This is a genomic window from Mycobacterium sp. DBP42 (genome assembly GCF_005924235.1).
Lineage (GTDB): Bacteria > Actinomycetota > Actinomycetes > Mycobacteriales > Mycobacteriaceae > Mycobacterium > Mycobacterium syngnathidarum.
In genome coordinates this window covers 26,267-51,302 of record NZ_VCMY01000007.1, presented here as the reverse complement: position 1 = coordinate 51,302, position 25,036 = coordinate 26,267, and the positions used below count along the sequence as shown (strand labels likewise).

The 25,036-nt window shown below is 65.9% G+C and carries 31 protein-coding genes, 4 tRNA genes and 1 pseudogene; 17 read left to right on the top strand and 19 right to left on the bottom strand.

Features of this window, described 5'->3' with window-relative positions; genetic code table 11:
• Positions 1-756 precede the first annotated feature (756 nt).
• From E0T84_RS10185 to lmeA, 9 genes are all read right to left on the bottom strand, one after another.
• Positions 757-1,149 carry a hypothetical protein gene (locus tag E0T84_RS10185; RefSeq protein ID WP_171054972.1) on the bottom strand — a complete coding sequence of 131 codons (393 nt, stop codon included), beginning with the start codon at positions 1,147-1,149 and terminating at the stop codon, positions 757-759.
• A gap of 77 nt (positions 1,150-1,226) precedes the next feature.
• Positions 1,227-1,478, bottom strand: a complete 252-nt coding sequence (locus E0T84_RS10180) for a hypothetical protein (RefSeq protein ID WP_070947050.1) — start codon at positions 1,476-1,478, stop codon at positions 1,227-1,229.
• The gene (locus tag E0T84_RS10175) at positions 1,478-2,161 is read right to left on the bottom strand and encodes an FABP family protein (protein WP_070947049.1); all 684 of its coding nucleotides are present in this window, start codon (positions 2,159-2,161) and stop codon (positions 1,478-1,480) included. Before E0T84_RS10175 ends, E0T84_RS10180 begins: the two co-directional genes overlap by 1 nt.
• 225 nt (positions 2,162-2,386) lie before the next feature.
• Positions 2,387-2,689: a DUF1416 domain-containing protein gene (locus tag E0T84_RS10165; protein ID WP_029369850.1), complete on the bottom strand. Its 303-nt coding sequence runs from the start codon at positions 2,687-2,689 to the stop codon at positions 2,387-2,389.
• Between the two features lies 1 nt (position 2,690).
• Positions 2,691-3,527, bottom strand: coding sequence for a sulfurtransferase (locus E0T84_RS10160; protein WP_138744390.1), 837 nt, complete (start codon positions 3,525-3,527; stop codon positions 2,691-2,693).
• 47 nt (positions 3,528-3,574) lie between these two features.
• Complete coding sequence (locus tag E0T84_RS10155) at positions 3,575-4,057, bottom strand: DUF4395 domain-containing protein (RefSeq protein ID WP_138744389.1); 483 nt, start codon at positions 4,055-4,057, stop codon at positions 3,575-3,577.
• 90 nt (positions 4,058-4,147) lie between these two features.
• Complete coding sequence (locus tag E0T84_RS32690) at positions 4,148-4,237, bottom strand: Ms5788A family Cys-rich leader peptide (RefSeq protein WP_350222965.1); 90 nt, start codon at positions 4,235-4,237, stop codon at positions 4,148-4,150.
• A gap of 29 nt (positions 4,238-4,266) precedes the next feature.
• Positions 4,267-4,689, bottom strand: coding sequence for a thioredoxin family protein (locus tag E0T84_RS10150; RefSeq protein ID WP_138744388.1), 423 nt, complete (start codon positions 4,687-4,689; stop codon positions 4,267-4,269).
• Positions 4,686-5,501: a mannan chain length control protein LmeA gene (lmeA, locus tag E0T84_RS10145; RefSeq protein WP_138744387.1), complete on the bottom strand. Its 816-nt coding sequence runs from the start codon at positions 5,499-5,501 to the stop codon at positions 4,686-4,688. The genes E0T84_RS10150 and lmeA overlap by 4 nt, the downstream gene beginning before the upstream one ends.
• A gap of 160 nt (positions 5,502-5,661) precedes the next feature.
• Here lmeA and E0T84_RS10140 point away from each other — a divergent pair, with 160 nt between their 5' ends.
• The 6 genes from E0T84_RS10140 (at position 5,662) to pstB (ending at position 11,399) form a co-directional block, all read left to right on the top strand.
• Positions 5,662-6,459 carry a response regulator transcription factor gene (locus E0T84_RS10140; RefSeq protein ID WP_171054979.1) on the top strand — a complete coding sequence of 266 codons (798 nt, stop codon included), beginning with the start codon at positions 5,662-5,664 and terminating at the stop codon, positions 6,457-6,459.
• Positions 6,456-7,334: a mycothiol synthase gene (mshD, locus tag E0T84_RS10135; protein WP_138744386.1), complete on the top strand. Its 879-nt coding sequence runs from the start codon at positions 6,456-6,458 to the stop codon at positions 7,332-7,334. Before E0T84_RS10140 ends, mshD begins: the two co-directional genes overlap by 4 nt.
• A 121-nt stretch (positions 7,335-7,455) precedes the next feature.
• Positions 7,456-8,592, top strand: a complete 1,137-nt coding sequence (pstS, locus tag E0T84_RS10130) for a phosphate ABC transporter substrate-binding protein PstS (protein ID WP_138744385.1) — start codon at positions 7,456-7,458, stop codon at positions 8,590-8,592.
• Between the two features lie 54 nt (positions 8,593-8,646).
• A complete protein-coding gene (gene pstC / locus E0T84_RS10125; RefSeq protein ID WP_075910169.1) occupies positions 8,647-9,702 on the top strand; it encodes a phosphate ABC transporter permease subunit PstC in 1,056 nt (351 codons plus the stop codon).
• A complete protein-coding gene (pstA, locus tag E0T84_RS10120) occupies positions 9,699-10,613 on the top strand; it encodes a phosphate ABC transporter permease PstA (protein ID WP_070946905.1) in 915 nt (304 codons plus the stop codon). Before pstC ends, pstA begins: the two co-directional genes overlap by 4 nt.
• A 9-nt stretch (positions 10,614-10,622) precedes the next feature.
• A complete protein-coding gene (pstB, locus tag E0T84_RS10115) occupies positions 10,623-11,399 on the top strand; it encodes a phosphate ABC transporter ATP-binding protein PstB (RefSeq protein ID WP_070946906.1) in 777 nt (258 codons plus the stop codon).
• Positions 11,400-11,415: 16 nt separating this feature from the next.
• Here the strand turns inward: pstB and E0T84_RS10110 are convergent, their stop codons facing one another.
• Entirely contained in the window at positions 11,416-12,390 is a 975-nt protein-coding gene (locus tag E0T84_RS10110; RefSeq protein WP_138744384.1) for a zinc-binding alcohol dehydrogenase family protein, read from the bottom strand.
• 81 nt (positions 12,391-12,471) lie between these two features.
• On the opposite strand from E0T84_RS10110, the gene E0T84_RS10105 reads away from it, so the two are divergent.
• Positions 12,472-12,990, top strand: coding sequence for a MarR family winged helix-turn-helix transcriptional regulator (locus E0T84_RS10105; protein WP_171054971.1), 519 nt, complete (start codon positions 12,472-12,474; stop codon positions 12,988-12,990).
• Position 12,991: 1 nt separating this feature from the next.
• Here the strand turns inward: E0T84_RS10105 and phoU are convergent, their stop codons facing one another.
• The 4 genes from phoU to E0T84_RS10085 all read right to left on the bottom strand — a co-directional run bounded on the left by phoU (position 12,992) and on the right by E0T84_RS10085 (position 18,548).
• Positions 12,992-13,660, bottom strand: coding sequence for a phosphate signaling complex protein PhoU (gene phoU / locus E0T84_RS10100; RefSeq protein ID WP_070946908.1), 669 nt, complete (start codon positions 13,658-13,660; stop codon positions 12,992-12,994).
• Between the two features lie 84 nt (positions 13,661-13,744).
• Positions 13,745-16,129: an LCP family protein gene (locus tag E0T84_RS10095; RefSeq protein WP_138744382.1), complete on the bottom strand. Its 2,385-nt coding sequence runs from the start codon at positions 16,127-16,129 to the stop codon at positions 13,745-13,747.
• A gap of 236 nt (positions 16,130-16,365) precedes the next feature.
• A complete protein-coding gene (gene dusB, locus E0T84_RS10090) occupies positions 16,366-17,550 on the bottom strand; it encodes a tRNA dihydrouridine synthase DusB (RefSeq protein ID WP_138744381.1) in 1,185 nt (394 codons plus the stop codon).
• Complete coding sequence (locus tag E0T84_RS10085) at positions 17,547-18,548, bottom strand: acyl-ACP desaturase (RefSeq protein ID WP_070946910.1); 1,002 nt, start codon at positions 18,546-18,548, stop codon at positions 17,547-17,549. The genes dusB and E0T84_RS10085 overlap by 4 nt, the downstream gene beginning before the upstream one ends.
• Positions 18,549-18,739: 191 nt before the next feature.
• Here E0T84_RS10085 and E0T84_RS10080 point away from each other — a divergent pair, with 191 nt between their 5' ends.
• From E0T84_RS10080 to E0T84_RS10070, 3 genes are all read left to right on the top strand, one after another.
• Positions 18,740-19,192: a hypothetical protein gene (locus tag E0T84_RS10080; protein WP_171054970.1), complete on the top strand. Its 453-nt coding sequence runs from the start codon at positions 18,740-18,742 to the stop codon at positions 19,190-19,192.
• 133 nt (positions 19,193-19,325) lie between these two features.
• The gene (locus E0T84_RS10075; RefSeq protein WP_371725803.1) at positions 19,326-19,754 is read left to right on the top strand and encodes a hypothetical protein; all 429 of its coding nucleotides are present in this window, start codon (positions 19,326-19,328) and stop codon (positions 19,752-19,754) included.
• Between the two features lie 154 nt (positions 19,755-19,908).
• Positions 19,909-20,349, top strand: a complete 441-nt coding sequence (locus E0T84_RS10070; RefSeq protein ID WP_138744378.1) for a hypothetical protein — start codon at positions 19,909-19,911, stop codon at positions 20,347-20,349.
• A 9-nt stretch (positions 20,350-20,358) separates the two neighbouring features.
• Here the strand turns inward: E0T84_RS10070 and E0T84_RS10065 are convergent, their stop codons facing one another.
• Complete coding sequence (locus tag E0T84_RS10065) at positions 20,359-20,943, bottom strand: TetR/AcrR family transcriptional regulator (RefSeq protein ID WP_070946914.1); 585 nt, start codon at positions 20,941-20,943, stop codon at positions 20,359-20,361.
• Positions 20,944-21,023: 80 nt separating this feature from the next.
• On the opposite strand from E0T84_RS10065, the gene E0T84_RS10060 reads away from it, so the two are divergent.
• Positions 21,024-22,031 (top strand): oxygenase MpaB family protein, encoded by a 1,008-nt coding sequence (locus E0T84_RS10060; protein ID WP_138744377.1) that lies wholly within the window; start codon positions 21,024-21,026, stop codon positions 22,029-22,031.
• Between the two features lie 30 nt (positions 22,032-22,061).
• Here the strand turns inward: E0T84_RS10060 and E0T84_RS10055 are convergent, their stop codons facing one another.
• A complete protein-coding gene (locus E0T84_RS10055) occupies positions 22,062-22,364 on the bottom strand; it encodes a DUF732 domain-containing protein (RefSeq protein ID WP_239253208.1) in 303 nt (100 codons plus the stop codon).
• A gap of 253 nt (positions 22,365-22,617) precedes the next feature.
• Between E0T84_RS10055 and E0T84_RS10050 the strand changes: the two genes are divergently transcribed.
• Positions 22,618-22,983, top strand: coding sequence for a group 1 truncated hemoglobin (locus E0T84_RS10050; protein ID WP_138744376.1), 366 nt, complete (start codon positions 22,618-22,620; stop codon positions 22,981-22,983).
• A 31-nt stretch (positions 22,984-23,014) separates the two neighbouring features.
• Here E0T84_RS10050 and E0T84_RS10045 read toward each other — a convergent pair.
• A tRNA-Lys gene (locus tag E0T84_RS10045) sits at positions 23,015-23,090 on the bottom strand.
• A gap of 135 nt (positions 23,091-23,225) precedes the next feature.
• On the opposite strand from E0T84_RS10045, the gene E0T84_RS10040 reads away from it, so the two are divergent.
• The 3 genes from E0T84_RS10040 to E0T84_RS10030 all read left to right on the top strand — a co-directional run bounded on the left by E0T84_RS10040 (position 23,226) and on the right by E0T84_RS10030 (position 23,528).
• A tRNA-Glu gene (locus E0T84_RS10040) sits at positions 23,226-23,298 on the top strand.
• Between the two features lie 35 nt (positions 23,299-23,333).
• Positions 23,334-23,410, top strand: a tRNA-Asp gene (locus E0T84_RS10035).
• 41 nt (positions 23,411-23,451) lie between these two features.
• Positions 23,452-23,528 (top strand) — tRNA-Phe (locus E0T84_RS10030).
• Positions 23,529-23,568: 40 nt separating this feature from the next.
• On the opposite strand, the pseudogene E0T84_RS10025 reads toward E0T84_RS10030, so the two are convergent.
• Positions 23,569-23,934, bottom strand: a pseudogene (locus E0T84_RS10025) (tyrosine-type recombinase/integrase); the annotation flags it as partial.
• A gap of 171 nt (positions 23,935-24,105) precedes the next feature.
• On the opposite strand from E0T84_RS10025, the gene E0T84_RS10020 reads away from it, so the two are divergent.
• Both E0T84_RS10020 and E0T84_RS10015 read left to right on the top strand, forming a co-directional pair.
• Positions 24,106-24,360, top strand: a complete 255-nt coding sequence (locus tag E0T84_RS10020) for a hypothetical protein (RefSeq protein WP_138744374.1) — start codon at positions 24,106-24,108, stop codon at positions 24,358-24,360.
• Positions 24,361-24,383: 23 nt separating this feature from the next.
• Entirely contained in the window at positions 24,384-24,608 is a 225-nt protein-coding gene (locus E0T84_RS10015; protein ID WP_138744373.1) for a hypothetical protein, read from the top strand.
• Here E0T84_RS10015 and E0T84_RS10010 read toward each other — a convergent pair.
• Positions 24,597-24,860 (bottom strand): hypothetical protein, encoded by a 264-nt coding sequence (locus tag E0T84_RS10010; protein ID WP_138744372.1) that lies wholly within the window; start codon positions 24,858-24,860, stop codon positions 24,597-24,599. The two genes, E0T84_RS10015 and E0T84_RS10010, sit on opposite strands and share 12 nt — an antisense overlap.
• Positions 24,861-25,036: the final 176 nt, after the last annotated feature.

Sequence of the window (25,036 nt, the reverse complement as noted above, 5' to 3'; positions counted from 1 at the left end):
CGTCGCCGGCAAAGCGTAGGGTCCTTCATGTCGGCGCCGGCGGCGTTTTCCCTCGAATATGAACGGCCGGCGTCCTGAAGGAAGTGTGACGCCATGGCGATACCGCATATTCAGAAATCGCAATTCTTGATTGCCGGCGGGTTTTCACTCGTGATCGCCGCCGTACCCGCGCTTGCCGTCTCCCCGGCGATGCCCGGTTCGAACCCGGTGCAGTCGGTCGCGAGCTGTGAACCCGGGGAGGACCTGCGCGGCGGAGTCTGTGTGCCGGTGGGTCCAGATGGCCCACAAGCCGGTATACCGGGTAACCCCGATCTGCCGGCTGTGGACATACCCGGTGGCTCCATCCCGTGCACGGGCGCCAACACCGGTGAGTGCATCGGCCTCACCGAGAGTGGTGAAGGGCGGGAACCCGCGACGCGGCCGACTTCGAAGTTCGGGGATACCCCCGTCGCGCCGTAGTCCGGCCGGTCGGACACGTCCGGCGAACGTCCTTCGCAAAGGCGCTCGCACTGACCGTAAAAATCACTGGCAGCCCCTTCTGGGACGGTGGTAGCTTCGCGGTACACAGGGAAGGAGGTGGTCCGTCAAATTGAGTGACTTATGGACATGTGAGGTGGCTGCCCGCTAGCAGCGCCGGGGTATTGCCTGCGCGCGCTGGCGAATTCCCCGCAGCCACCCGGCCCCCGAGCCTCTCGGTCTGTCCAACCAGGTACCACGGCTCGGGGGCCGCCCCATGTCTGGGGTAGGCCGACTCTGTTACTGCCCTGGCGGTTGTGGCGCCAGTGACTGGCAGGCCTGCATGGCGTCTTCCCACTGGGCCTGGTCCACGCCGGGCGGCGGGGGAGGCGTGGCATCACCACCAGGGCGCGGTCCGTCCGGTCGGTGTCCGGGCCCGCCGGGATGCTCTGGCCCGCCGGGATGCTCCGGTCCGCCGGGTGCGCCAGGTGTGCCTTCGGGCGGCGCCGGAATTCCGTGCTCCTGCATGCACTCTCCGAAGGCATCCGGGGTGACTGACCTCGTCGAAGGCACCGATACTGCCGAGGATGCGGGGGACGGGTCCGGCGACTCGGTCGAGGAACATGCGGCCACTGAACCGACCACGGCGAAGGCGGCCAGGCCGCAAAAGGCGGTTCGCAGAATGTGTTTCACGGCATCGACCGTATGAGTCCCCGCTGAGCGCGGGTTATTCGTCGGCTATGCGTCCGCTGTGGGGCGAGTTGTCGTGACTAGCCGCTGGGGCCGGGCGCCAGACTCGAACATGCCTTGGTGGCTTCCTGCCACGTTCGGTCGTCGACTCCGGACGGCGGGCCCGCGATCGGCCCTGGCGCCATCGGCACACCGTGCTCGGACAGGCAGTGCGCATAAGTGCCGTGCTCGGCCGGCGGTGAGACAGGTGCCGGTTGCGGACCCTCGGACGAACATGCACCGAGCAAAGCCGCCGCGGCAAGCAGACCAGCCGCCAACAATGGCCGGCGCATCAGCCGACAATCCGTGACAGTCGGGCCGACAGGTGCGGGACCAGCCCGCCGTCGGCGTCCACCCGCTCCTCCACGTACCCCAGGTCGCCGCCTTCGACGATGCCGTAGAGCCGCTTGGCGCCGCCGACGAGCAACCCGGACTTGCTGCGGGCCAGCGCATCGGTGACCAGCTCCCAGGACGCCTGCGTGAGGGGCTTGCCGTAGAACAATTCGACATAGCCGGCCGAATGGGCCAGCAGCAGTTCGATGGCCTGTGACTCGTCACGGCCGGTCGGATCTTCCGGATCGGTCACGAATCGCCAGTAGCCGGTTTCACGCAGGCCGGGGGAGTCGTATTCACCCGTCTCGGTCAGCCGCCAGGACCGCGAATCCCAGATCAGGTAATCGCCGCCGTCGTGGGAGACCACGATCTGCTGGCCGAACCGGTAGTCGCCATGGGTGTCGCGCCCTTCGCCCTCGCCGCGCCAGACGCCGACCAGCGGCAACAACGCCAGCAACGCATCGTTGAGTTCGACGCCGTCGCGCAAGTTGGCGGTATCGGCGGGCACCGGGAGGTCGTCGAAGACCGGAATGTTACGGGTGGCCGTAGCCTTGGCCCGTTCCGCGGCGGCCGCTATGGCTCTGTCGCCGGAGCCCGGTTCGGGGACAGGGGCCTCGGCTGGAATGTCTCGGTCGGAGGTCACGACTCGTCGGTGACGAGGCGGTACAGCGCGTACAACGCGAACCACGTGATGACCACGACGGCCGCGACGAGCATTATCTCGAAGAAGAGCACCACGGCAGTGAGTCTAGTTCCTTGTCGAAGATGCGGGCGCCCCGGGTCGGGACGCCCCAATACACGCCGAACGTGAGCTTGTGTGTCAGATTCGTGCGAATCCTCGTACACAAGCTCACGTTCGGTAGCGAGATCAAGCAACCTTGACGTCGACCTCGTGGATACCCGCACCGGTCGGGGCCACGCTGGCATCGCCGTTGCCCGCCGGGGACAGTGCGCGCAGGGTCCAGGTGCCCGGAGCGGCGAAGAAGCGGAAATCACCGGTGGCCGAGGCCACGACCTCAGCGGTGAACTCGTCGCTGGAATCCAGCAGCCGCACGAAGGCGCCGCCGACCGCCTGGCCGGAGCCGTCCACCACGCGGCCGGTGATCACGGTTTCCTTCTCCAGGTCGACGCCGGCCGGCAACGTCTGTCCTTGCTTGGGTGCAGAGCACATATCAATTTCCCAACTCGATAGGGGCGCCCACCAGGGAGCCGTATTCGGTCCAACTGCCGTCGTAGTTCTTCACGTTCTTGTGTCCCAGCAGCTCCTGCAGCACGAACCAGGTGTGCGAGGAACGCTCACCGATCCGGCAGTAGGCGATGGTCTCCTTCTCGCCGTCGAGGCCGGCCGCGGCGTACAGCTTGGCCAGCTCCTCGTCGGACTTGAAGGTGCCGTCCTCGTTGGCTGCCTTGCTCCACGGAACGTTGATGGCGCCCGGGATATGCCCGGGGCGCTGGCTCTGCTCCTGCGGCAGGTGCGCAGGCGCCAGGATCTTCCCGGAGAACTCGTCAGGTGAACGCACGTCGACCAGGTTCTTCGTGCCGATCGCGGCGATGACCTCGTCGCGGTAGGCCCGGACGTTGCTGTCCAGAGGCTGGGCGGCGTAGGAGGTGGCGGTTCGGTTGACGGCGTCCTTGACCAGCGGACGTGCGTCGAGTTCCCAGCGCTTGCGGCCGCCGTCGAGCAGCTTGACGTCGGCGTGGCCGTACAGCTTGAAGTACCAGTAGGCGTAGGCAGCGAACCAGTTGTTGTTGCCGCCATACAGGACCACGGTGTCGTCGTTGCTGATGCCCTTGTCGGACAACAACTTCGAGAACTGCTGCTGATCGACGAAGTCACGCTTGACGGCGTCCTGCAGATCGTCTTTCCAGTCCAGTTTTACGGCGCCGGGGATGTGCCCCTCGTCGTCGTAGGCGCTGGTGTTCTCGTCGACCTCGACGAACACCACGCCAGGGGTATCGAGGTTGTTCCCGGCCCATTCGGTCGAGACCAGGACGTCGGAACGTGCCATGTACGAATTCCTTTCGGTTCCTTGCTGTTTCAGATGTCTATCGGTAATCATGCAGGACTTGGAACGCGGCGCAACCGCGCCACCAGCGGGTAGACCTGGCAACCCAGGCAGATGCCGAAGGCGGCGTTGAGGAAGGCTGCCACCAACGCCAAGGCGGTGGCGGTCAGGCCGAGCGCGGAGATGCCGAAGGCGAACCCCGCGGTGCCCACGGCCGCGAACACGAAGCCCACCAGTTGGGCGAATCTCAGCGGCGGCACCGGCTCGCGCTCGGTGGTGGGGGCGAGGCGCGGCGCGACGAGGCCGGCGAACAACCGACCGTAGGGATGCTTGCGGGGGCCGGCGAGGGCACCGATGGCAAACACCACGGCCTGAATACCCAACAGCACCCCAGCTGCCGGCGCACTCACGCCTGCGACCAGCAGCGTCGCGATCAGTGCCGCGGTGGTGACCCAGGCGGCGAACCGTGGCCCCCGCACGTCGACCTGGGTGGGCCGACCGTCAGCGATGGGTTGGGTAGATGTGGGTGACATGAAAACGCACTCCCGTTGTTGTAGAAGGTCTGATGGTGTGCAGGCCCAGGCCCAAGGCCTGAGCGGGCGCGCAAAAGCGCGCGGCTGCCCTCAACAGCAACAACAACAGCAGCAACCCGCGACGCGGCACAGATCCACTGCGCGGCGCTTGGTGAGCACGAGCTCAAGGCGGGCTGACACGAGCGACAGCTTACCCAATAACCGCGCGGTCAGGCCAACAGTGGTTCCAGCGCCGAGCGCAGGTCAGCGGCCTTGGGGACCCCGCTGGTGCGGTATCGGGGCCGCCCGTCGCGGTCGAAGATGATGGTCGTGGGCAACGACAGAACCGAAAGCCGCCTGGCGGCTTCGGGATTGGCGTCCATGTCGATCTCCACGTGAGCGACTTCGGGTAGTTCGTCACAGACTTGGTCGACTACGCGGCGCACTCCTGCGCAGGGGCCGCACCATTGGGCGGAGAAATGCAGGACCGTCGGGCCGGTGGGTGACAACCCGAGGTCACTGGTGTCGACGTTGGCGGCCTCCTCGCCCGCCCTGATCATGCCCGCGCGCAGCGTGATCAAACGGCCGATCACATAGGCGACGCCCAGCGCGGCGATCAGCACCACGATGACCAGCACCATCGAAGAGCTCATGATTGTCTGAACCCCGCCAGGTCGATCGTTACTCCCTCGGCGATGCCCTCGATGATCACGTCGGAGCCGCGGGCGCCCGCGGTGGTCGGGGCGATGCCGAACGGCAACTTCTGGCCGGTGATCGTGTCACTGAACTCCGACAGGACCGCGGCGGTCTTCTCCTCGGGCACCGGCTCGTCGGCGGTACCCGGGCCGGTGAGGATGCCGGTCGCGGTCAGCACCAGGGTGGTGTCGTCGCCGTCGGCGAACGACAGGTCGACCGCGACACTGACCCGTTTGTCCAGGCCGGATTCCTTGGGCGTGCCGGTGAAGACCAGCCCCTGACTGCTGGAAATCCCCGACTCCGTGGTGCCCCCGGTGGCGTCGTTGGTTTCCCGGGACGGAGCTTCCACCAGCAGGTCGTCGATGCCCATGAACCTGCCGATGTGGGTGGAGTCGATGATGATGCGGCTCTCGGCCTTGTTGACCGGCAGTTTCGCGTCCGGGCGGATCAGCCATGACGAGTCGGTGAGGTCGATTCCGTGCAGCGTGGCCTCCAGCGAGGCCCTGCCCACCACCGGATGGTCGACGCCGGCCGCCCGAATCTCGATCTCCCGGTAGCGATGGTTGCGGACCTGGTTCAGGAACGGGAACCCCAGGATGGCCACCCAGGGGTCCCACTGCAGGCCGGCCGCGGTACGTACGTTGCGGGCGAGGCGGTATTCGGCGTAGATCGCCGAACCGAAATCGGTGCCGACCACCCCGACGACGAGTGCGGTCACGGTCGCGGTGAGCCCGATCAGCAGTTTGCGCACCGGCACATTGTCGCCCACAGCGGTTGGATCAAGGCGCTCGGCGCGGCTAATCAGCAGGTGAGGCGTTATCGTTAGTTCACTAAAGGCCGGTAACGGCTACATGTCAGTCACGAATCCGACCGTGTGGACATCGGGGTCCGGGCGATCGTGGGAAGTGATTGCCGGCGCGCCGGAGGACCTGTTGGATCTACTGCTACTGACCGTCGACCCGCATCCCGAGGCAGTCCTGCCCTCGTTGAGTCTGCTGGCCCACACCGTGCGCACGGCACCGACAGAAGTGTCCTCTCTGCTGGAAGCGGGCAGTGCCGACGTGGCAATCGTCGATGCCCGCACTGACCTGGCGGCCGCTCGTGGCCTGTGTCGTCTGCTGGGGACGACGGGTACCTCTGTTCCGGTTGTGGCAGTCGTCAACGAGGGTGGATTGGTCGCGGTCAACCACGAATGGGGTCTCGACGAGATCCTGCTGCCCGGTACCGGCCCGGCCGAGATCGACGCCCGGCTGCGCCTACTGGTCGGCCGGCGCGGAGGCGGCGCCAACCAGGAGAACGTCGGCAAGATCACACTCGGCGAACTCGCGATCGACGAAGGCACCTACACCGCCCGCCTGCGCGGACGCCCCCTCGACCTCACCTACAAGGAATTCGAGCTGCTCAAATACCTCGCCCAGCACGCCGGCCGGGTCTTCACCCGGGCACAGCTGCTGCAGGAGGTATGGGGTTATGACTTCTTCGGCGGTACCCGCACGGTGGACGTACACGTCCGTCGTCTGCGCGCCAAACTCGGCCCCGAATACGAATCGCTGATCGGCACCGTTCGCAACGTCGGATACAAGGCCGTGCGCCCCTCCCGCGGCCGCCCGCCGGCGGGCGACACGGCCACCGCCGAGGCGGCGCCCGACGACGGTGACGAGGACTACGACGACCCGGCAACCGACGACGCAGACGAGCCGTTGGCGGGGCGGTTGTCCGGCCAGTGACCGAACTCGACTGGCGCACCGGGCTGTCAGAAGCCGACCAGACCGCGATCCGCTCCCTCATCGCCGCTGCCGCCGCGGCCGACGGCGTCGCCCCGGTGGGTGATCAGGTTCTGCGCGAACTCGCCCACGACCGCACCCGCCACCTCCTGGCCTTCAGCGATGCAGATCTCGTCGGGTACCTGAACCTGGCCCCGGCCGGCGACGAGGACCCGGCGATGGCCGAACTGGTCGTGCACCCGCAGGCCAGGCGGTGCGGTGTCGGCGCAGCGCTGGCCCGTGCCGGGCTGGCCGAGGGGCCGGAGGGCACGCGAATCTGGGCGCACGGCAACCTCGAGCCGGCCCGGGCGCTGGCGGCCGCCCTCGAGCTCAAGCCGGTCCGCGAGCTGCTGCAGATGCGCCGCCCATTGGCCGATTTGCCGCCGCTGCGGACCGCGGACGGCGTGCGGATCGGCACCTACGCCGGCCCCGGCGACGATGCCGAGATCCTGCGGGTCAACAACGCCGCCTTCGCCTGGCACCCGGAACAGGGCGGCTGGACCGAACAGGACATCGAAGAGCGGCGTGGTGAGCCGTGGTTCGACCCCGAGGGGCTTTTCGAGGCATTCGACGAGCGCACCGGGGCGTTGCTGGGGTTTCACTGGACGAAAACCCACGAGGGCGGTCTCGGGGAGGTCTACGTCGTCGGCGTCGACCCGTCCGCACAGGGCCGCGGTCTGGGTTCGGTGCTCACGCTCGTGGGCCTGCACCACCTCGCCGAGCGGTCGCTACCGACCGTGCTGCTCTACGTCGAGGCCGATAACTCGGCGGCCGTGGCGACGTACCGAAACTTGGGTTTTGAGGTGTTCACCGTCGACGTGGCGTACGCCGCCGGTTAACCCGTTTAGCTGTGAACTTGCTGAACCTATTCACTGCTGATTTACCTGCTGTCCGCGCGCTGTCCACTGCGGCCTAATACGTTGCCGGAGAGTTCGAAGCCGTCAACCGAAAGTGGGACAAGTGAAGCTCATCAGCATTGGCAAGGGTGTAGGCAAGCCGTTCGGCGTCGCGCTGTCCGCGACCGCCATTGCGGCGCTCACCCTGACCGCGTGCGGCAGCGACAACAACGCCACCGGTACGAGCTCAGCGGCCGCGGGCGCCGGCTCCGCGTCGGCCGAGTGCGGCGGTAAGTCCTCGCTGACCGCCGAGGGCTCCACGGCCCAGCAGAACGCCATTGCCGAGTTCAACAAGGTGTGGGGCCAGGTGTGCCCCGGGAAGAACCTGTCCTACAACCCGACCGGTTCGGGCGCGGGCGTGGACCAGTTCATCGCCAAGCAGGTCGCCTTCGCCGGCTCCGATTCGGCGCTCAAGGAAGACCAGGTCGCCAAGGCCGCCGAGCGGTGTGGCGGCAATGAGGCGTGGAACCTGCCGCTGGTGTTCGGCCCCGTCGCGCTGGCCTACAACGTCGAGGGCGTCGACAAGCTCGTCGTGAGCCCGGATGTGCTCGCCAAGATCTTCCAGGGCCAGATCAACAAGTGGAACGATCCGGCGATCGCTGCGCTCAACGCCGGCACCGACCTGCCTGACGTGGACATCAAGCCGATCTACCGGTCGGATTCCTCGGGTACCACCGACAACTTCCAGAAGTACCTGGCCGCGGCCGCGCCGCAGACCTGGACCAAGGGAGCGGGCAAGGAGTTCAACGGTGGTGCCGGCGAGGGCGCGCAGAAGTCCTCCGGTGTGGTGCAGGCCGTGCAGGCCACCCCCGGCTCGATCGGCTACGTCGAGAAGAGCCCGGCCGCCGCGGCCGGCCTGCCCTACGCCCAGATCGACAGCGGAGCCGGCGCCGTCCCGCTCGACGACGCGTCCGCCACCAAGGCCGTCGGTGCCGCCAAGTTCGAGGGCGAGGGCAAGGACCTGGTCCTCGACCTGAACGCGCTGTACGCCACGAAGGAAGCCGGCGCGTACCCGCTGGTGCTGGCCACCTACGAGATTGTTTGCTCGAAGGGGTACGACGCCGAAACCGCCGCGGCCGTCAAGTCCTTCCTGACCGTGGCCGCCAACGAGGGCCAGGCCAGTCTGTCGCAGGCCGGATACATCGCCCTGCCCGACGAGTTCAAGCAGCGCCTGATGACCTCGGTCGAGGCCATCGCCTAGTAGCCGAACTGGCATCAGAGGACGGATTTGGGCGAGGATGGATTTACCGACCATATGACGACCAGGGGCCCCGACGGGACGACAGTGACAACGCCGAATCCAGCTGATTCGGGGTCGGGGGAGGCGCTCGCGTCCCCTCACCCCGAACCGGCACCCATTTCCACCGATCCGTCCAAGGGAGCCAAGGTCCGCCTCGGCGACCGAATCTTCCACGGGCTTGCCGAAGGCTCGGGCATCCTGATCGTCGCGCTCATAGCGGCGATCGGGGTGTTCCTGCTCTGGCGCGCAGTCCCGGCATTGACCCGCAACGAGGAGAACTTCTTCCTCTACGGCGGCAACTGGATCACCACCGACACCTCGGCGATGCACTTCGGCATCTTCGAGCTGCTTCAGGTGACCGTGTTCGTCTCCGTGTTCGCGCTCGTCCTGGCGATGCCGGTGGCGCTGGGCATCGCGATCTACCTCACGCAGTATTCATCGCGACGGTTGGCCGGTCCGCTGGCCTACCTGGTGGACCTGCTGGCAGCGGTGCCCTCGATCGTCTACGGCGTGTGGGGCCTGTATGTCCTGGCGCCGGCGATCAAACCCTTTGCGGTGTGGCTCAATACACACTTGGACTGGTTGTTCCTGTTCAAGACCGGCAACGCTTCGGTGGCCGGCGGCGGCACGATCTTCACCGCGGGCATCGTGCTGGCGGTGATGATCCTGCCGATCATCACCGCGGTCACCCGCGAGGTGTTCACCCAGACCCCGCGCGGCCAGATCGAGGCCGCGCTGGCGCTGGGCGCCACCCGCTGGGAAGTGGTGCGCACGACGGTGCTTCCGTTCGGATTGTCCGGATACATCAGCGGCGCCATGCTGGGACTCGGCCGCGCGCTCGGTGAGACCATTGCGCTGCTGATCATCCTGCGCGGCACCCAGACCGCGTTCGGTTGGACGCTGTTCGACGGCGGTTACACCTTCGCCAGCAAGATCGCCGCCACCGCAAGCGAATTCAACGACCAATACAAGGCGGGCGCCTACATTGCCGCCGGCCTGGTGCTGTTCATCCTCACCTTCGTGGTGAACTCGCTGGCTCGTGCCGCGGTGGCAGGAAGGGGACGGTCATGACTTCCACGCTTGAGCGGCCGGTCAAGGCGCCCGCGTTTCAGGGCGTGAGCCTGCGCCGCAAGCTGACCAACCACTTCGCCACGGTGCTGGTGACCCTTTCGTTGTTGGTCGCTCTGATTCCGCTGGCGTGGGTGCTGTATTCGGTGATCACCCGGGGGTGGGCCGCATTGACCTCACCCACGTGGTTCACCAACTCTCAGGCCGGGATGACGACGTTTACCGCCGGCGGCGGCGCCTATCACGCGATCGTCGGCACCCTGCTGCAGGGCATCGTGTGCTCGCTGATCTCCATTCCGATCGGCGTGATGGTGGGCGTGTACCTGGTCGAGTACGGCAGCGGAACCCGATTGGGCAAGGTCACCACGTTCATGGTGGACATCCTCACCGGCGTGCCCTCGATCGTGGCGGCGCTTTTCATCTACGCGTTGTGGGTGGCCACGCTCGGGTTCGGCCGGTCCGGGTTCGCTGTGTCACTGTCGTTGGTGCTGTTGATGATTCCGGTGATCGTGCGGGCCACCGAGGAGATGCTGCGCATCGTGCCGATGGATCTGCGCGAAGCAAGTTACGCACTGGGCGTACCCAAATGGAAGACCATCGTCAGGATCGTGATCCCGACGGCGCTGTCGGGCATCGTCACCGGCATCATGCTGGCGCTGGCCCGCGTGATGGGTGAGACCGCACCGTTGCTGATCCTGGTCGGCTACGCCCAGGCGATGAACTTCGACATGTTCGGCGGTTTCATGGGATCTCTGCCGGGCATGATGTACGACCAGATCTCAGCAGGTGCAGGCGCCAACCCAGTGCCCACCGACCGGCTCTGGGGTGCGGCGCTGACGCTGATCCTGCTGGTCGCCCTGCTCAATGTCGGAGCGCGCACGGTCGCCAAATTCTTTTCCCCCAAGAAGGTGTAGGAGCTATCCATGGCCAAGCGGCTGGACCTCAAGGACGTCAACATCTATTACGGCGCATTCCACGCCGTCTCCGACGTTTCGCTGTCGGTGCACCCGCGCAGCGTGATGGCTTTCATCGGTCCGTCGGGCTGCGGTAAGTCGACCGTGCTGCGCACGCTCAACCGCATGCACGAGGTGATCCCCGGGGCCCGCGTGGAGGGCTCGGTGCTGCTCGACGGTGAGGACATCTACGGCGCCGGGGTGGATCCGGTGGGCGTGCGCAAGACCATCGGCATGGTGTTCCAGCGGCCGAATCCGTTCCCCACCATGTCGATTCGCGACAACGTGGTGGCCGGTCTGAAGTTGCAGGGCGTCCGCAACAAGAAGACCCTCGACGAGGTCGCGGAGCGTTCGCTGCGGGGCGCCAACCTCTGGAACGAGGTCAAGGATCGTCTGGACAAGCCCGGTGGCGGCCTGTCGGGTGGTCAGCAGCAACGCTTGTGTATCGCCCGCGCCATCGCGGTGCAGCCCGACGTGCTGTTGATGGATGAGCCCTGCTCGGCGCTCGACCCGATCTCGACGCTGGCCATCGAAGATCTGATCTCGACGCTCAAGCAGGATTTCACGATCGTCATCGTCACGCACAACATGCAGCAGGCCGCCCGGGTGAGCGATCAGACAGCGTTCTTCAATCTCGAGGCCACCGGTAAGCCCGGCAAGCTGATCGAGATCGATGACACCGAGAAGATTTTCTCCAACCCCACCCAGAAGGCGACCGAGGACTACATTTCGGGCCGCTTCGGCTGAGTTTCTCCTGCTCGCGCTACGGCGTCAGCACCACTCGGGTGCCCGACGGTTCGCCACCCGCCCAAACCTCGGCGACATCGGCCAATGCCCTTGGCTGGGTGTGTAATTCGAGTTGGCCGTCGGCGACCATGGTGAACAACCTCGGCAATGCCTCGCTACGGGCGCGGCCCAGCACCTCGGGTGGAACGCTGCCGATGCCGACTCCGCGCAGCGTGATCCCGGTGCCGCGCAAGACTCCCGCATCCAGTGCCAGCGTCGGCCCGGCCATCGACCCGATCTGAACGAATCGGGTCGGGTGGTAGTGCGCGGCGGGGTGACTGGCGGCCAAGGCAGTGAGCACCTCGGCGGCCGGGTCGCCCCACAGGTAGTCGAGCACCGCGTCAAACGGTCGTTGGGCGTGCATCTCGGCGACCCGAGCGCCGAGGTCCTGCTGCCCGAGGGTGATCGTGTTCTGAGCGCCGGCCGACCGTAACCACTCCAGCCGTTCGGTGTTGCGCCCGGCGGCCACCACCGTCTCGGCGCCGAACATGGTGCCGGCCAATTGCGCTGCCATGGAACCGGTTACGCCGGTGGCGCCCAAGATCAGCACATGGTCGCCGGGCTTGACGGCCGCGGCGTGCGACAGCGCGGTCCACGCCGAGATGCCGGGATTGGGCAGGGCGGCGGCGGTCACCGAGTCGACGTGCTCCGGGATCTCGACGCCGCCGCGGGGCTCGACCAGGGCGCGTTCTGCCATCATGCCGGAGGATCCGAGGGCGCCGGTGTAGATGCGACGGCCGTCGGCGAGCCGTGCCACACCGTCGACGCCCGGAATGGCCGGCAGGGCAATCTCCTTGCTGGCGTAGTGCTTTCCGGACACCAGTGCCCGGGTGAGGTTGGTCAGAGCCGATGCTTCGACGGCGGCCACCTCGGCGCCGTCGCTCGGCTGGGGCTCGGGCACGTCGGTGTACACGGGGTTGTTGCCCCATGCGGTGACCAGTGCGGCCTTCATGGCAGCTCCTTTGGTTTCCAAGGATATGGTTTCTATGGAAACAATCTACTCAGGCGTTCCGCGGGTGGCAAGATGGTTTCCGTGAAAACCAAACTTGAGCTGATCGACGCCATCGCCGGGCTGTTGGCCGCGGTGGGGGACCGGCTCGGGAATGACGGCGAGGATGACGCGGAACGCGACTTCATGGCGGCCCGAATCCCGCCGCGATTACAACCGCTGGTGCGGACGTTACCGACCTCGTCGATGCACCTGCTGGCCGAGATCACCGAAGGCCCGGTCAGCGTGGTGGGGCTGGCGGCGCGCTCCGGCCGGCTCAAGGGCACGGTGTCCAAGCACGTGCAGCGGCTGGTCGAGGCCGGCCTCGTGGAGCGCACGGCGGTACCCGGCAACCGCAAGGAGATCGAGCTCGGCCTGACCGCGGACGGACAACTCGTCGCCGACGTGCACCGCACGATGCACGAGGAAATGGACCGTGGAACGCGTGACTTCCTGCTGCGCTACAGCGGGGCTGACCTGCAGGTACTGGTCAAAGTACTCGGGGACCTGGCCGGGGCGCACAAGGACGGCGTCCGGCTGGTGCCGCCGGCCGACCGGCCCTGAATCACTGGTTGGAAGAAACCGATTCCCCGTCCGGGTAGGTGCCTGTGACCTGGAAGATGACCCGCCGTGCCACCTCGACGGCATGGTCGGCGAAGCGCTCGTAGAAGCGGCTCAGCAATGTCACGTCGACAGCAGCTGTCACCCCGTGCTTCCACTCCCGGTCCATCAGAACCGAGAACAGGTGACGATGCAGATCATCCATCGCATCGTCTTCCTCCTGGATCCTGGCGGCCTTCTCCGGATCCTGGGTCAGCAGCACCTCGCGCGCGGCATGGCCCAACTCGACGGCCACCCGCCCCATCTCGGCGAAATAGCCGTTCACTTCCTCGGGCAGAACGTGCTGGGGATGGCGCCGACGCGCAATCTTGGCCACATGCAGCGCCAGCGCACCCATGCGGTCCACATCGGCGACGATCTGGATCGAGCCCACCACAGCCCGCAGGTCACCGGCAACGGGCGCCTGCAGCGCGAGCAACACGAACGCAGACTCCTCGGCCTGGGTGCTCAGCGTGGTCATCTTGTCGTGGTCGCTGATCACCTGCTCGGCGAGCGCGAGATCGGCCTGCAAGAGGGCCTGGGTGGCCAGCTCCATTGCGGTACCCGCCAACTCACACATCTGCCCGAGTTGGTCCGTCAGCGAGTGCAGTTGCTCATGGTATTGGGTACGCATGCTTGCAAGATTATGCGGTCAGCAGGCCTGTAGTCACGATGCAACGATGAACGAACGGTGAATGCCGCGCGCCCGGTTCAGAAGCTATTCGCAGGTGGTGTCGGCCGCGTTGGTGACGTTCAGGTCCTCCGGGAGGTGCGTCGGGCTGCTGCTGGTGCCCTTCAGCACATGTACCTGCACCTCCGACCCGCTCGGTGACGGAGCATTCACCGTGTTGAAATCGGAGCCCAGAACCACCTGCACCACGTCGCCCATGCCTGACACCCGCTCGATGGTGGGGTTGGCGAAGGAACTGGCCACGGTCGCGGCCGCCTCCTCGTTACCGGGGGAGAAGAACACCGTCGTCGCCGGGAGCGTGCTCGGGTAGTCGTCAGGAGTGTTGACGTTGAAACCGTGTTCCTGCAGCTCGGTGGCCGCGGTCGAGGCCAGACCGCTCTGGCCGGTGGAGTTCGACACCTGCACCGTGACCTGCTGCGGTTCGGTGGTGACGGCATTGACCATCTCACCACTGTCCGTCGTGTCCGGTGCGGGTGCCGGCGCGGTCGACTGAGGAGTCTCGGATGGAGCGGCCGCCTGCACCGTGGACGACTCCGGGGTGCCGGGCACCGGGGTGTTGTCCGGGTTCTTCTCCCCGGGCAGCGGATCATCGTTGATGATCGCGTCGAAGAGTGCCCGCATGTCCTCGAGACGCGGGACCTCGTTGCCGTACTCGTCGGCGTATCCGACGGTCGGCACGGTGACGAAGGTGATCCGTCCGGCGTTCACGCCTTGTACGGACTGCCCGAGGTCAACCAGGTCCTTGGTCCTGATGTTGTCGACGAAGCTGTCGCTGATGAACATGTTGACCACGTTGTTCAGCTTGTTCAGCGAGAAGAACGTGTCTCGGGAGATCAGCGCTCGCAGCAGCGAGGACAAGAACAGCTGCTGGCGTTTGATGCGCCCGTAGTCCCCGTTGTATTCGGTGGTCACCTGACGGGCCCGCACATAGTTCAAGGCGGTGTGCCCGTCGATCATCTGGCGTCCGGCGTTCGGTAGGACGGTGCCGAGCTCGTAGTCCTCGAGGGGGGTGGTGCTGCACACCTCGACCCCGCCCAGCGCGTCGACCATCTTGGAGAAACCCGAGAAGTCGACGGCCATGAACCGGTTGATGGACAACCCGGACAGCTTCTGGATCACCTTCACCAGGCACTTCGGGCCGCCGAAGGCAAAGGCCGAGTTCAGCTTGGTCTCGGTGTAGACCTCGTCCGGGCCGTAGGTCTCGGTCTCCGCGTCGTACAGCGGACCGTAGGCCGTCGTTTCCGGGTTCCATGGTTCGCACTTCATCGGATCGATCGACAGGTCACGCGGGAATGACACGGCGACGACACGTTCCCGGTTGGCCGGGATGTTGACCAGCATGATGGTGTCGGATCGCGCACCGCCGGCATCTTCGGTATCGCCGGCGCCCATGCCCCCGTTCTCGCCGAACCGACTGTCGGTCCCGATGATCAGAAAGTTCTCGTCGCCGAACTGGGCGTTCGGGTCGAGGATGTCGCGCGAGTTGAGATCCAGCGCGGCGACCTTGTTGAGGCTGTCATTCTTCGAGGACTGCCACTGCCAGGCCCCTCCGGTCAGCACCAGGGTGAGGACAGCGAGCATCGCGGCAGCGGCCCGTCCGGCCAGCATCACCCGGCGATTGATCGGCGGCCGCACCGCCTCGATCACAGTGGTTTCGTCGGGATCGTGCTCGTCTGGCGGTATCGGGCGGACGCGCCACGTGGGGCGCTCCGGGGGAGCGTCATAGTCGTAGACCGCCAACGCCGGCAGGACGTCGGTGTTGGTGTTGTCGGTCTCGATCTCAGGGGCCGACGGGTCTTCGAGCGGTTCTTCGAACGGTGCCGGGAAATCCTCGGCGTGCTCCGATCCGTGGGGATCGTCGGCCTCCGGGTCGATTCGGACCGCGGCGATGACGTCGGTCGGATCGGGCACGTGCGGGCGGGCATAGGCCGGTGCATAGTCCGGCTCCAGCTCCAGTTCGGGCTCCGTTTCGGCCTCGGCTTCGGGCTCGAACTCTGGCTCGGGCTCGGTCTCCAGCTCGAACTCGGGTTCCCAGAAGTACGCGGGTCCAGCTTCCGGTTCGGGGTCGGGTTCCTGGAAGTAGGCCGGTTCCGGCTCGGGTGCAGGTTCAGGTTCGGGTTCAGCGTCGAGTTCTGGCTCTGCCTGATAGGCCTCGTCGGGCTCCAGCCGGTGGCGGCTCGGGGTGAAACCGGTACCGGCGACCTTGGCGATCAGATCGGCGACAGTTACCCCGTCGGCGTGGCTGCCGGTGGGCTCGTCGACGGATAAATCTTCGGGTGACGAGGCATCCTGGCGTTCCCACGGCGCGGCGCCTGGCAAAGGCTGCCGGGATCGGGTAATCCATTGGTTGTCCGACGAATCCTCCGGCGAGCGGTGCCGACGGCCGGGAGTGGCGTTATGAGCGTCACTCATGTCCTTACCGGCCTCCGACTCTTCGAACTCGCGCGTGCGCGTCGGTGCGCATCGTTCCCGCAGTGTGATCTGGGTGCTGCTGAGGTTTTCTCCTCATCTCTTCTAGCAGCACAGTGCCGGACTGGCTACCTGAGCCGGCCGCGACAGGGTTTTCATCGTACTGACGCATCCTGAGACTGAGCTAGACCCAACCCGGTGACAGAGCTGTCTCGATGTCATCTCGGCGCGAGCGCAGGTCAGCCTCCGGAATGCATCACATCGGCCCCGGCCGGGACCGCGCAGTCGTCGGGGTCGTCGAGCCACCCCTCGGGCAGGGACACCGAGGCGGCCGACCCCTGCCTACCGCGCGGGCCGGTGGCCGCGGGCGGGAACGGTGCGTGGGCGTCCAGTTGGTCGAGCAGGCCGTCGAGCTCGGCACGGGTCTTTACCAAGGCCAGCCCGCGGCGCAGATCAGCGCCGGCCGGGAACCCGTGCAGGTACCACGCCACGTGCTTGCGGATGTCGCGCATGCCCTTGTCCTCGCCGAAATGCTCGCTGAGCAGCTCGCCGTGGCGGCGCACGATGTCGGCCACTTCGCCCAGGGTCGGCGGAGTGGCGGGCCGCCGGCCGGTGAAGGCCGCGGACAGCTCGGCGAACAGCCATGGCCGGCCCAGGCAGCCGCGGCCGATCACCACGCCGTCGCATCCTGTCGCGGCCATCATCGCCAGCGCGTCCTCGGCCTCGAAGATGTCGCCGTTACCGAGCACCGGGATGGTGGTGACATGGGCTTTGAGCGCCGCGATCTGGTCCCAGTCGGCGGTGCCCGAGTAGCGCTGAGCCGCGGTGCGGGCATGCAGGGCCACGGCTGCCGCGCCTTCCTCAGCGGCAATCCGTCCGGCGTCCAGATGTGTGTGATGCGCGTCGTCGATGCCGATCCGGAATTTCACCGTCACCGGAATGTCGGTGCCCTCGACACCGCGCACCGCGGCGGCCACGATCTGGCCGAACAAGCGCCGCTTATAGGGCAGTGCCGATCCGCCGCCACGCTTGGTGACCTTGGGCACCGGGCAGCCGAAGTTCATGTCGATGTGGTCGGCCATGCCCTCGTCGGCGATCATCTTCGCCGCCAGGTAGGTGGTATGCGGGTCGACGGTGTAGAGCTGCAGCGACCGCGGCGATTCGTCGGGGCCGAAGGTCGTCATGTGCATGGTGACGGGATGGCGCTCGACCAGGGCCCGCGCGGTGACCATTTCACACACATAGAGGCCGCTGACGGTGCCGGCGCGGGCGATTTCGAGCTCGCGGCACAGCGTCCGGAAAGCCACGTTGGTCACCCCGGCCATCGGGGCGAGGACGACGGGACTGGGCAACGCGAACGGCCCGATCCGCAGTTGGGATCGGGCCGACGCTGTCGTCGCAGGCGGCGATGCGGTCAGGGTCATGAAGACGAGGACGACACCAGCAGGTTCTTCATCGCCTTCTTCTCGGCCACCTTGCGCTCGCGCTCCATGCGGCGCTCCTTGGCGACCTCGAACTTGTCGCAGGCGTCTTCGAGTTCTTCGACGATGCGGCCGAGGTCGTCGCGCAGTCGTGCGCCCTCGCCCGTGAAGTCCTCACGCTCGAAGATGCGCCACTTGCGCAGGACCGGCATCACCACGTCGTCCAGGTGGATGCGCGGGTCGTAGACACCGCCGACGGCGATGACGACAGCCTTGCGGCGGAAGTCGGGCACGGTGTATCCGGGCATCTTGAAGTTGTCGAGTACGCGGTGCAACGACGCCATGCCCTGGTTGGGGGCGATGTCGAGGCCGGCGGCCGAAACATCCCGGTAGAAGATCATGTGCAGGTTCTCGTCGGCGGAGATGCGCTGCAACAGCTGGTCTGCGATCGGGTCGTCACAGGCCTTGCCGGTGTTGCGGTGGCTGACGCGGGTGGCGAGTTCCTGGAACGACACGTACATGACGGAGTCGAACAGGCTCTCGGCAAACAGGTCGCCCTGCTGGTTCTGGCCGGGGGAGAAGCCGCGGGTGACCTGCTCGACGCGCAGCTCTTCCAGCTCGACCGGATCGACGGCGCGGGTCACCACGAGGTAGTCGCGCAGGGCGATGCCGTGGCGGTTCTCCTCGGCGGTCCAGCGGTTGACCCACTGGCCCCAGGCGCCGTCCATGCCCATGTTCATCGCGATCTCGCGGTGGTAGGAGGGCAGGTTGTCCTCGGTGAGCAGGTTCTGCACCATCGCGGTCTTGGCGACCTCGGACAGCTTGGACTGCTCGGGGTCCCAATCCTGGCCGCCGAGCGCGTAGTAGTTCTTGCCGTCCGACCACGGGATGAAGTCGTGCGGATTCCAGTCCTTACGCATCCGCATGTGGCGGTTGATGCTGGTTTCAACGACAGGCTCGAGTTCGTGTAGGAGCTGCAGGTCGGTGTATTCCTGCGACATATGCCCTCACCCTCTCGCGTCCGGAGACGCTTCAGTTATCTGTACCTGTTGGTTGCAGTCAATATATCTGTGTAACCCGGTGACATCAAGTTGCCCCGCGGGCGCGTTCACGAGTCCTGCGGAGCAACCGCGCCGACGGTAGGATCCGCACGAACACCTGTCGGATACCCACGCTCGGAGGTTGGGCACACGTGAAAAAGCTTGTCGTTGGTGCCGGAGCCGTGGTTGGCGCTGGTGCGGCCGTGTCCCTGCTGTTCGGCGCGGGAGTTGCGGCTGCCGCCCCTGACGTGGTCGGCCAAACCTACTCGGATGCTTCGAGCGCGATCGAGGATAGCGGTTCCAGTGCCAAGGTGGCGGTCACCGTCGGCAGCAAGCTGTCCCAGGGCGATTGCATCGTCACCAACGCCTGGGATGCGCCCTTCGTGCGGGACGGCAATCACGCCTCCGGCGAGGTGATGGTGGCCCTGAACTGTGAGGGTGGCCATGCCACCGCCAACCACCCGGGCGCCTCGGTGGCCAGCCCGGCCGGCCGTCAGGACAAGGCTGCCGAGGACCTGGAAGAGGCGCGGCAGGCGTACGCCGAACAGCAGGCCCAACTCGCTGAGCAGGCCGAGCTTGCCGAGGTCAGCACCCCCGACGAGTAGGCTGATGCGTTCGGCTGCGTGACGCATAGCGTTCACTCGCAATTCGCTTCTGCGCCATCGGTTTTCGTAATTCTCTCGGTAACTTCCCGGCTGAAATATGCAGTCGGGGTTGCCGTGAGGAGTCGGGCCAGTGATCAAGAGAATTGCCGTTTCCGCAGCTGGGGTAGCGATCGGGGTAGGTGCCTGCGGCCTGTTCGGGGGCGCAGTGGCGGCTGCCGCGCCCGACGTGGTCGGTGAGACGTACGAGGATGCCGCATCGGCGATAGAGGACGGCGGCGGCAAGGCCAAGGTGGCGGTCACCGTCGGCAGCAAGTTGTCCAAGGACGACTGCGTCGTAACCCAGGTCTGGGACGCCCCGTTCGTGCGCGACGCCGGCGACGAGTACACCCATGCCGAGGACGAGGTGATGCTCTCCCTCAACTGCGACGGCGGGTATGCCTCCTCGACGCACTCGGGTGCGTCGGTGGCCAGCCCGGCCGGGCGCGAGGCGAAGAAGGCCGCTGATGAGGCTGCCGCTGCTGAGCAGGAAGAACTCGCCGAGGCCAGTACTCCGGACGAGTAAAAAGTTACGGTCGGCCGACCTTTCCGAGGCTAGAATTTCAATTAGCTCCCAGAACTCGTGACGCGTCGCGAGCTGTGGGGCGTCACACGGCACTACACAAGGCGCTGCCGCCCCACTTCCGGGAGAGATCACCGGACGGGGAAGGTCGGCCTAGATGAAAATCGCGATCGGGTTCGGAAGTGTCATCGGTGTGTCCGCTGCGGGTTTCGCGCTGGCCGTGGCGGGCGCGGGGGCGGCTCAGGCCGCACCGGATGTGGTTGGGCAGACATACGGCGACGCGGCCAGTGCCATCGAGGACAGCGGCGGCAGCGTGCACGTTGCCGTCACCGTGGGTAGCCGGTTATCGCGCGACGAGTGCATCGTCACCAGCGCCTGGACGGTCCGGCAGTTGGTGCCGCAGACATCCGACACCTACTACGAATACAAGGAAGACGTCACCCAGGTGGCGCTTAACTGCGATGGCGACCACGCCACCGAGACGCATCCGGGCGCGTCGGTCGGCAGCCCAGCGGGCCGTGAGGCCAAGGCTGCCGAAGATGAGGCTGCCGCGGCCGAACAAGAACCGATCGCCGAGGCGAGTACCCCGGACGAGTAAGTACCTCGCTCAGAAACTGCCGACCCGTCCCAGCAGCAGGTCGACGCAGTAGTCGATGAATTGTTCGCGGCTGGCAGGCAGTCGCTCGTCGAGATATGCCGTGAACAATGCGGTCAGGGCGCCGATCAGGCTGGTGGCGGCCATGGCTTGACGTACCGGGTCGGCAATGCGGGTGAGTTTGCGCTGCAGCAGGCCGATGAAGTCTGGCATCCACTCGGCGCCCGAGCGGGTCAACACCGGCTCCGACTCCGGGGCGAGTAGCAGCACCCGACCCCGGGTGGGGTCGTCGACCATGAGCGCGACGAATTGTTCGACGGCCTCGCGGGGTGTGACAGCAGTCGTCAGGGCAGACATGGCTCGGGCGCAGACATCGTCGTAGACCGCCCGGACGAACGTGTCGCGGTCGTCGAAGCTCTCGTAGAAGTACCGCTCGGTGAGCTGGGCCGCTCGGCATACGGCCCGAACAGTCAGTGCCGGACCGTCGGCTTTGCCCAGCAAGGTGACGCCTGCGGCGATCAGATCGTCGCGTCGACGTGCCGCGCGTTCCTGGAGCGGAACGCCCGACCATCGGCCGCGTCGTTGACCGGATGGCACATCTACTCCTAAGCTCCGATGACAACATATGTAGTCACATTTGAAAACAGGACACCGTCTTGCCGGCAGAAAGCGCACCTGTGACACAAGATACTTCTGAGACATGCCCCGTGACCAGCGGATCCGCTGCGGCGGCCGGTTGCCCGGCCGCCCCGGGCGGATACGAGGCGCCGCCGATCCCACTCGGACCGGATTCGCTGACGTGGAAGTACTTCGGCGATTGGCGGGGGATGCTCCAGGGACCGTGGGCCGGGTCGATGCAGAACATGCATCCGCAACTCGGCGCAGCGGTGATGGAGCACTCGATCTTCTTCCAGGAACGCTGGCCCCGCCTGCTGCGCTCGCTGTATCCCATCGGTGGCGTGGTGTTCGACGGCCACCGCGCACCGCAGACCGGTGCCGAGGTGCGCGACTACCACGTCAACATCAAAGGGGTCGACGCGCAGGGGCGTCGCTATCACGCGTTGAACCCGGAAGTCTTCTACTGGGCGCACTCGACGTTCTTCGTCGGCACGATCATCGTGGCGGACCGGCTCGCGGGCGGGATCTCCGAAGCCGACAAGCGGCAACTCTTCGAAGAACACAAGCAGTGGTACTCGATGTACGGGATGAGTATGCGCCCGGTGCCCGAAACCTGGGAAGACTTCCAGGTCTATTGGGAACACATGTGCCGCAACGTGTTAGAGAACAACCAGGCCGCCCGCGACGTATTGGATCTGAGTGAGCTGCCGAAGCCGCCGTTTGCCTCGAAGTTGCCCGATTGGATGTGGGCATTGCAGCGCAAGCATCTGGTGCATCCGCTGTTCGTATGGTTCACCGTCGGGCTGTACCACCCGGCGGTGCGCGAGCTGATGGGATACACCTGGTCGGACCGTGACGAGCAGCGGCATCGCCTGCTGGGCAAGGTGATTGGCCACATTTTCAAGCTGGTACCCCGGCGCCGCCGCATGCATCCGCGGGCGCGCACTGCGTGGGACCGGGCCACGGGGCGGCTTCCGGCCGATGCGCCACTGGTGCACACCCCGGCCCGCAACCTCCCTCCGGTCGGGCACCGCGACAACGGGATGCATTACTGCCCAAAGGTGTAGCGGCTTGAGCAAGGCCCCGATTGCGCGGCCTCAGCGCCCGACGAACGGGGCGTTCTGCGGGCAGTAGACCTTGACTGCCCCCCGGACCAGGTTCGCCGCTTGGTGCTTGTCGATGCCGGCCTGGCTCATCAACTGACTGATGACTCCCCGGACGGTGCGAGCGGGTTCGATCTTGCCCTTCGTGAGGGCATCACAGACGCCGCGGCCAACCTGGCCGGCCTCCTCGGCCGAGTTGGTCGGGATGTTCAGCTCTTTGACGAAGGTGAAGAACTGGTCGTCCTGGGTGTCCGCGTGGGCCGGTGCGGCCCCGAATGCGACGCTGGCAGTCAGCATGGCGGCACCTACCGCGGTGGCCATGGCTCGAGTGCGCGGACGCCGGGAGAACATTCTGCTGACTCCTTCATTCGAACTGTCGGCATTCGGCCGTGAAGACTTCACGCCGAACGTCCCTTCCGACCCCCGGCCATAACGATAAACGGGTCTGGCCAATGGTGCTCACGGATACCCCCGTGCCTGTGAGGCCGCTGTAGCGGAGCGGCTACGCCTCGGTAATTGCGGGGCAACGACGTTGATCGATGCTGACGCCATGACGACCATCTATGACCAGATCGGCGGGGCCGAGGCACTCGAGACCGTCGTCGAGGACTTCTACCGGCGGGTGCTGGCCGACGGCGAGTTGGCCGGCTTCTTCAGCGGCACCAACATGGCCAGGCTCAAGGGCAAGCAGGTCGAGTTCTTCGCCGCGGCGCTGGGCGGGCCAGTGCCGTACCGCGGCGCACCGATGCGCCAGGTCCATCAGGGCCGCGGTATCACCGTGCACCATTTCAACCTGGTGGCCGACCACCTTTCGGACAGCCTGGCCGGCGCAGGCGTGCCGGAGCTGATCGTCGGACAGATCATTTCCGCGATCGCGCCGCTGGCCGACGAGATTGCGACCGCGCGGAGCGCGTGAACCGCACCTGACCCACCTTGCGGCGGGCGTGTGGTGCCCCCACCAGGGCTCGAACCTGGGACCTGCGGATTAAAAGTCCGTAGCTCTACCAACTGAGCTATAGGGGCGCGAGAAGACAGGGTACAAGATGACTCAAATTGGTGTTGCGACCATACGGTTTGAGGATTTGGGCATCTGTACCCTAAGCTATCGAAGCTCCCAACGAACGAGGTTGATGAGTACCCCGGAGAGATTCGGATCAGGCCCCCATCGTCTAGTGGCCTAGGACGCCGCCCTTTCACGGCGGTAGCACGGGTTCGAATCCCGTTGGGGGTACGCAACGCGGCAACGCGGAGCATGCTGGAAAGTAAGGCCCTGTGGCGCAGTTGGTTAGCGCGCCGCCCTGTCACGGCGGAGGTCGCGGGTTCGAGTCCCGTCAGGGTCGCCATCACGGCGAGGCAGTTCGGTTTGCAAGAGCCGGTGCCTTCCGGCCAGGTAGCTCAGTTGGTACGAGCGTCCGCCTGAAAAGCGGAAGGTCGCCGGTTCGATCCCGGCCCTGGCCACCAAGAGGCGGTTTCCATCTTCGATGGGTACCGCTTTCGTCTTTTATTCGTCGTTTATACCGACCGCTCTGTCGAGGACATCAGCCACCTCGGTGTGCACCTGACCGCGGCTCATGTAGACGTCCTGCGTCATCGACGGCCGCGCGTGCCCGAGCTGGTCGGCCCCGATCCGAGCCGACATGCCCGCATCATCGATCAGCGTGGCCACCGTCTTGCGGAACGAGTGAGAAGACACATCGGGTAGCACCAGGTCCTGACGGACTTCACGCCACTGCTTGCCGAAGTTGTCCGGATCCCGGAGTGTGCCCGTAGACGACGGGAAGATCACCCCAGCCGTGTCTGGACCACTCCACTCGGACTTGCGCCGACGCAACATGTCGACGGCGAACTGGGGGAGCGCGATCGACCTCGCGAAGGCGTCACATGCCGCGAACGCGCGCTGGAGCATGAATGCCTAGGTTCGCCGACGACGACGAGTACGACGACGAGAGTCTCGGTGTTCAAACTGCCGTGGGGCAAGGACGTGAGAATTGTGCAGATCACTGCTGACGACCGGGTGACACAGGCCTAGCATCAATCTATGGACTACATCGACCTCGCTGAGCGGGTCGGAGCTGCAGCCGATCTCGATGATCAGCCCCGCGGCCGGTTCGACATGGAGATGGAGTTCGGAGACGCGGAGTACGCGCTGATCATCGCGGTCGTTGAGACCCGAAAGTCGCTGCCGGCTGATCTCCTGACAGAGGTTCGACGTGCCGCCAACGTGGGGTACAGCGATAGCAGTCGGGATCTCTTGCTCGCTGCGGTCGATCGGCAAAATGCTGGCCACCGCTGAGATTCCTGGCTCACACTGATGTCGTGAGGTATTGGATGCGGCAGTTCGGGCAGGGTGCCCTGCTGATTCGTGCTGCCTCCGATCCGCTCGACGACTTCGACATCGCCCCCCAGGTCTGGGACTGGAATCGACAGCAGTGGGTCGACGATGACGATGTCGTAGACGAATTGCAGTGGGATCCGAACATCCGATCGGCCCCCGAGTCGGAGGTCCTTCGAATGCAACGAGGCGTCGGCTCAGTCCGATGACGACTGGTCGCCCTCTAATCGCCGTTTTGCCGCGTCCACTTGGCGGTCCCAGCGCTCCTGAGCGATGCGGTATCTCAGGCCTCGACGCGGTGAGTACACCTTGAATCCTCGACTGAGGAGTGTCTCAATGGCGGCGCTGAATGCCTTGAGGCCGGCCACCCCGTCGTCGACGATGCGCTGCAGACGCTCGCGGTGAGCTTCGGCAGTCTGGCCTTCGGCAGGCGGGTCCAGCGATTCCAGGAGTGCGTACATCTGGCTCGGAGAGTTTGTCTGAGCGAGCAGGGGCGAACTGCGCGGCGTCGCCGCCGGTCAGCTGGGTGCCAGCTAACCGTTACCTCGGCATCTGCACCAAAAAAAGCCGGGAACGGCCTCCTGAGAGGCGGTTCCCGGGCTTAAGGGTGTCCGCTGTATGCGTAGACCCAAGGTAC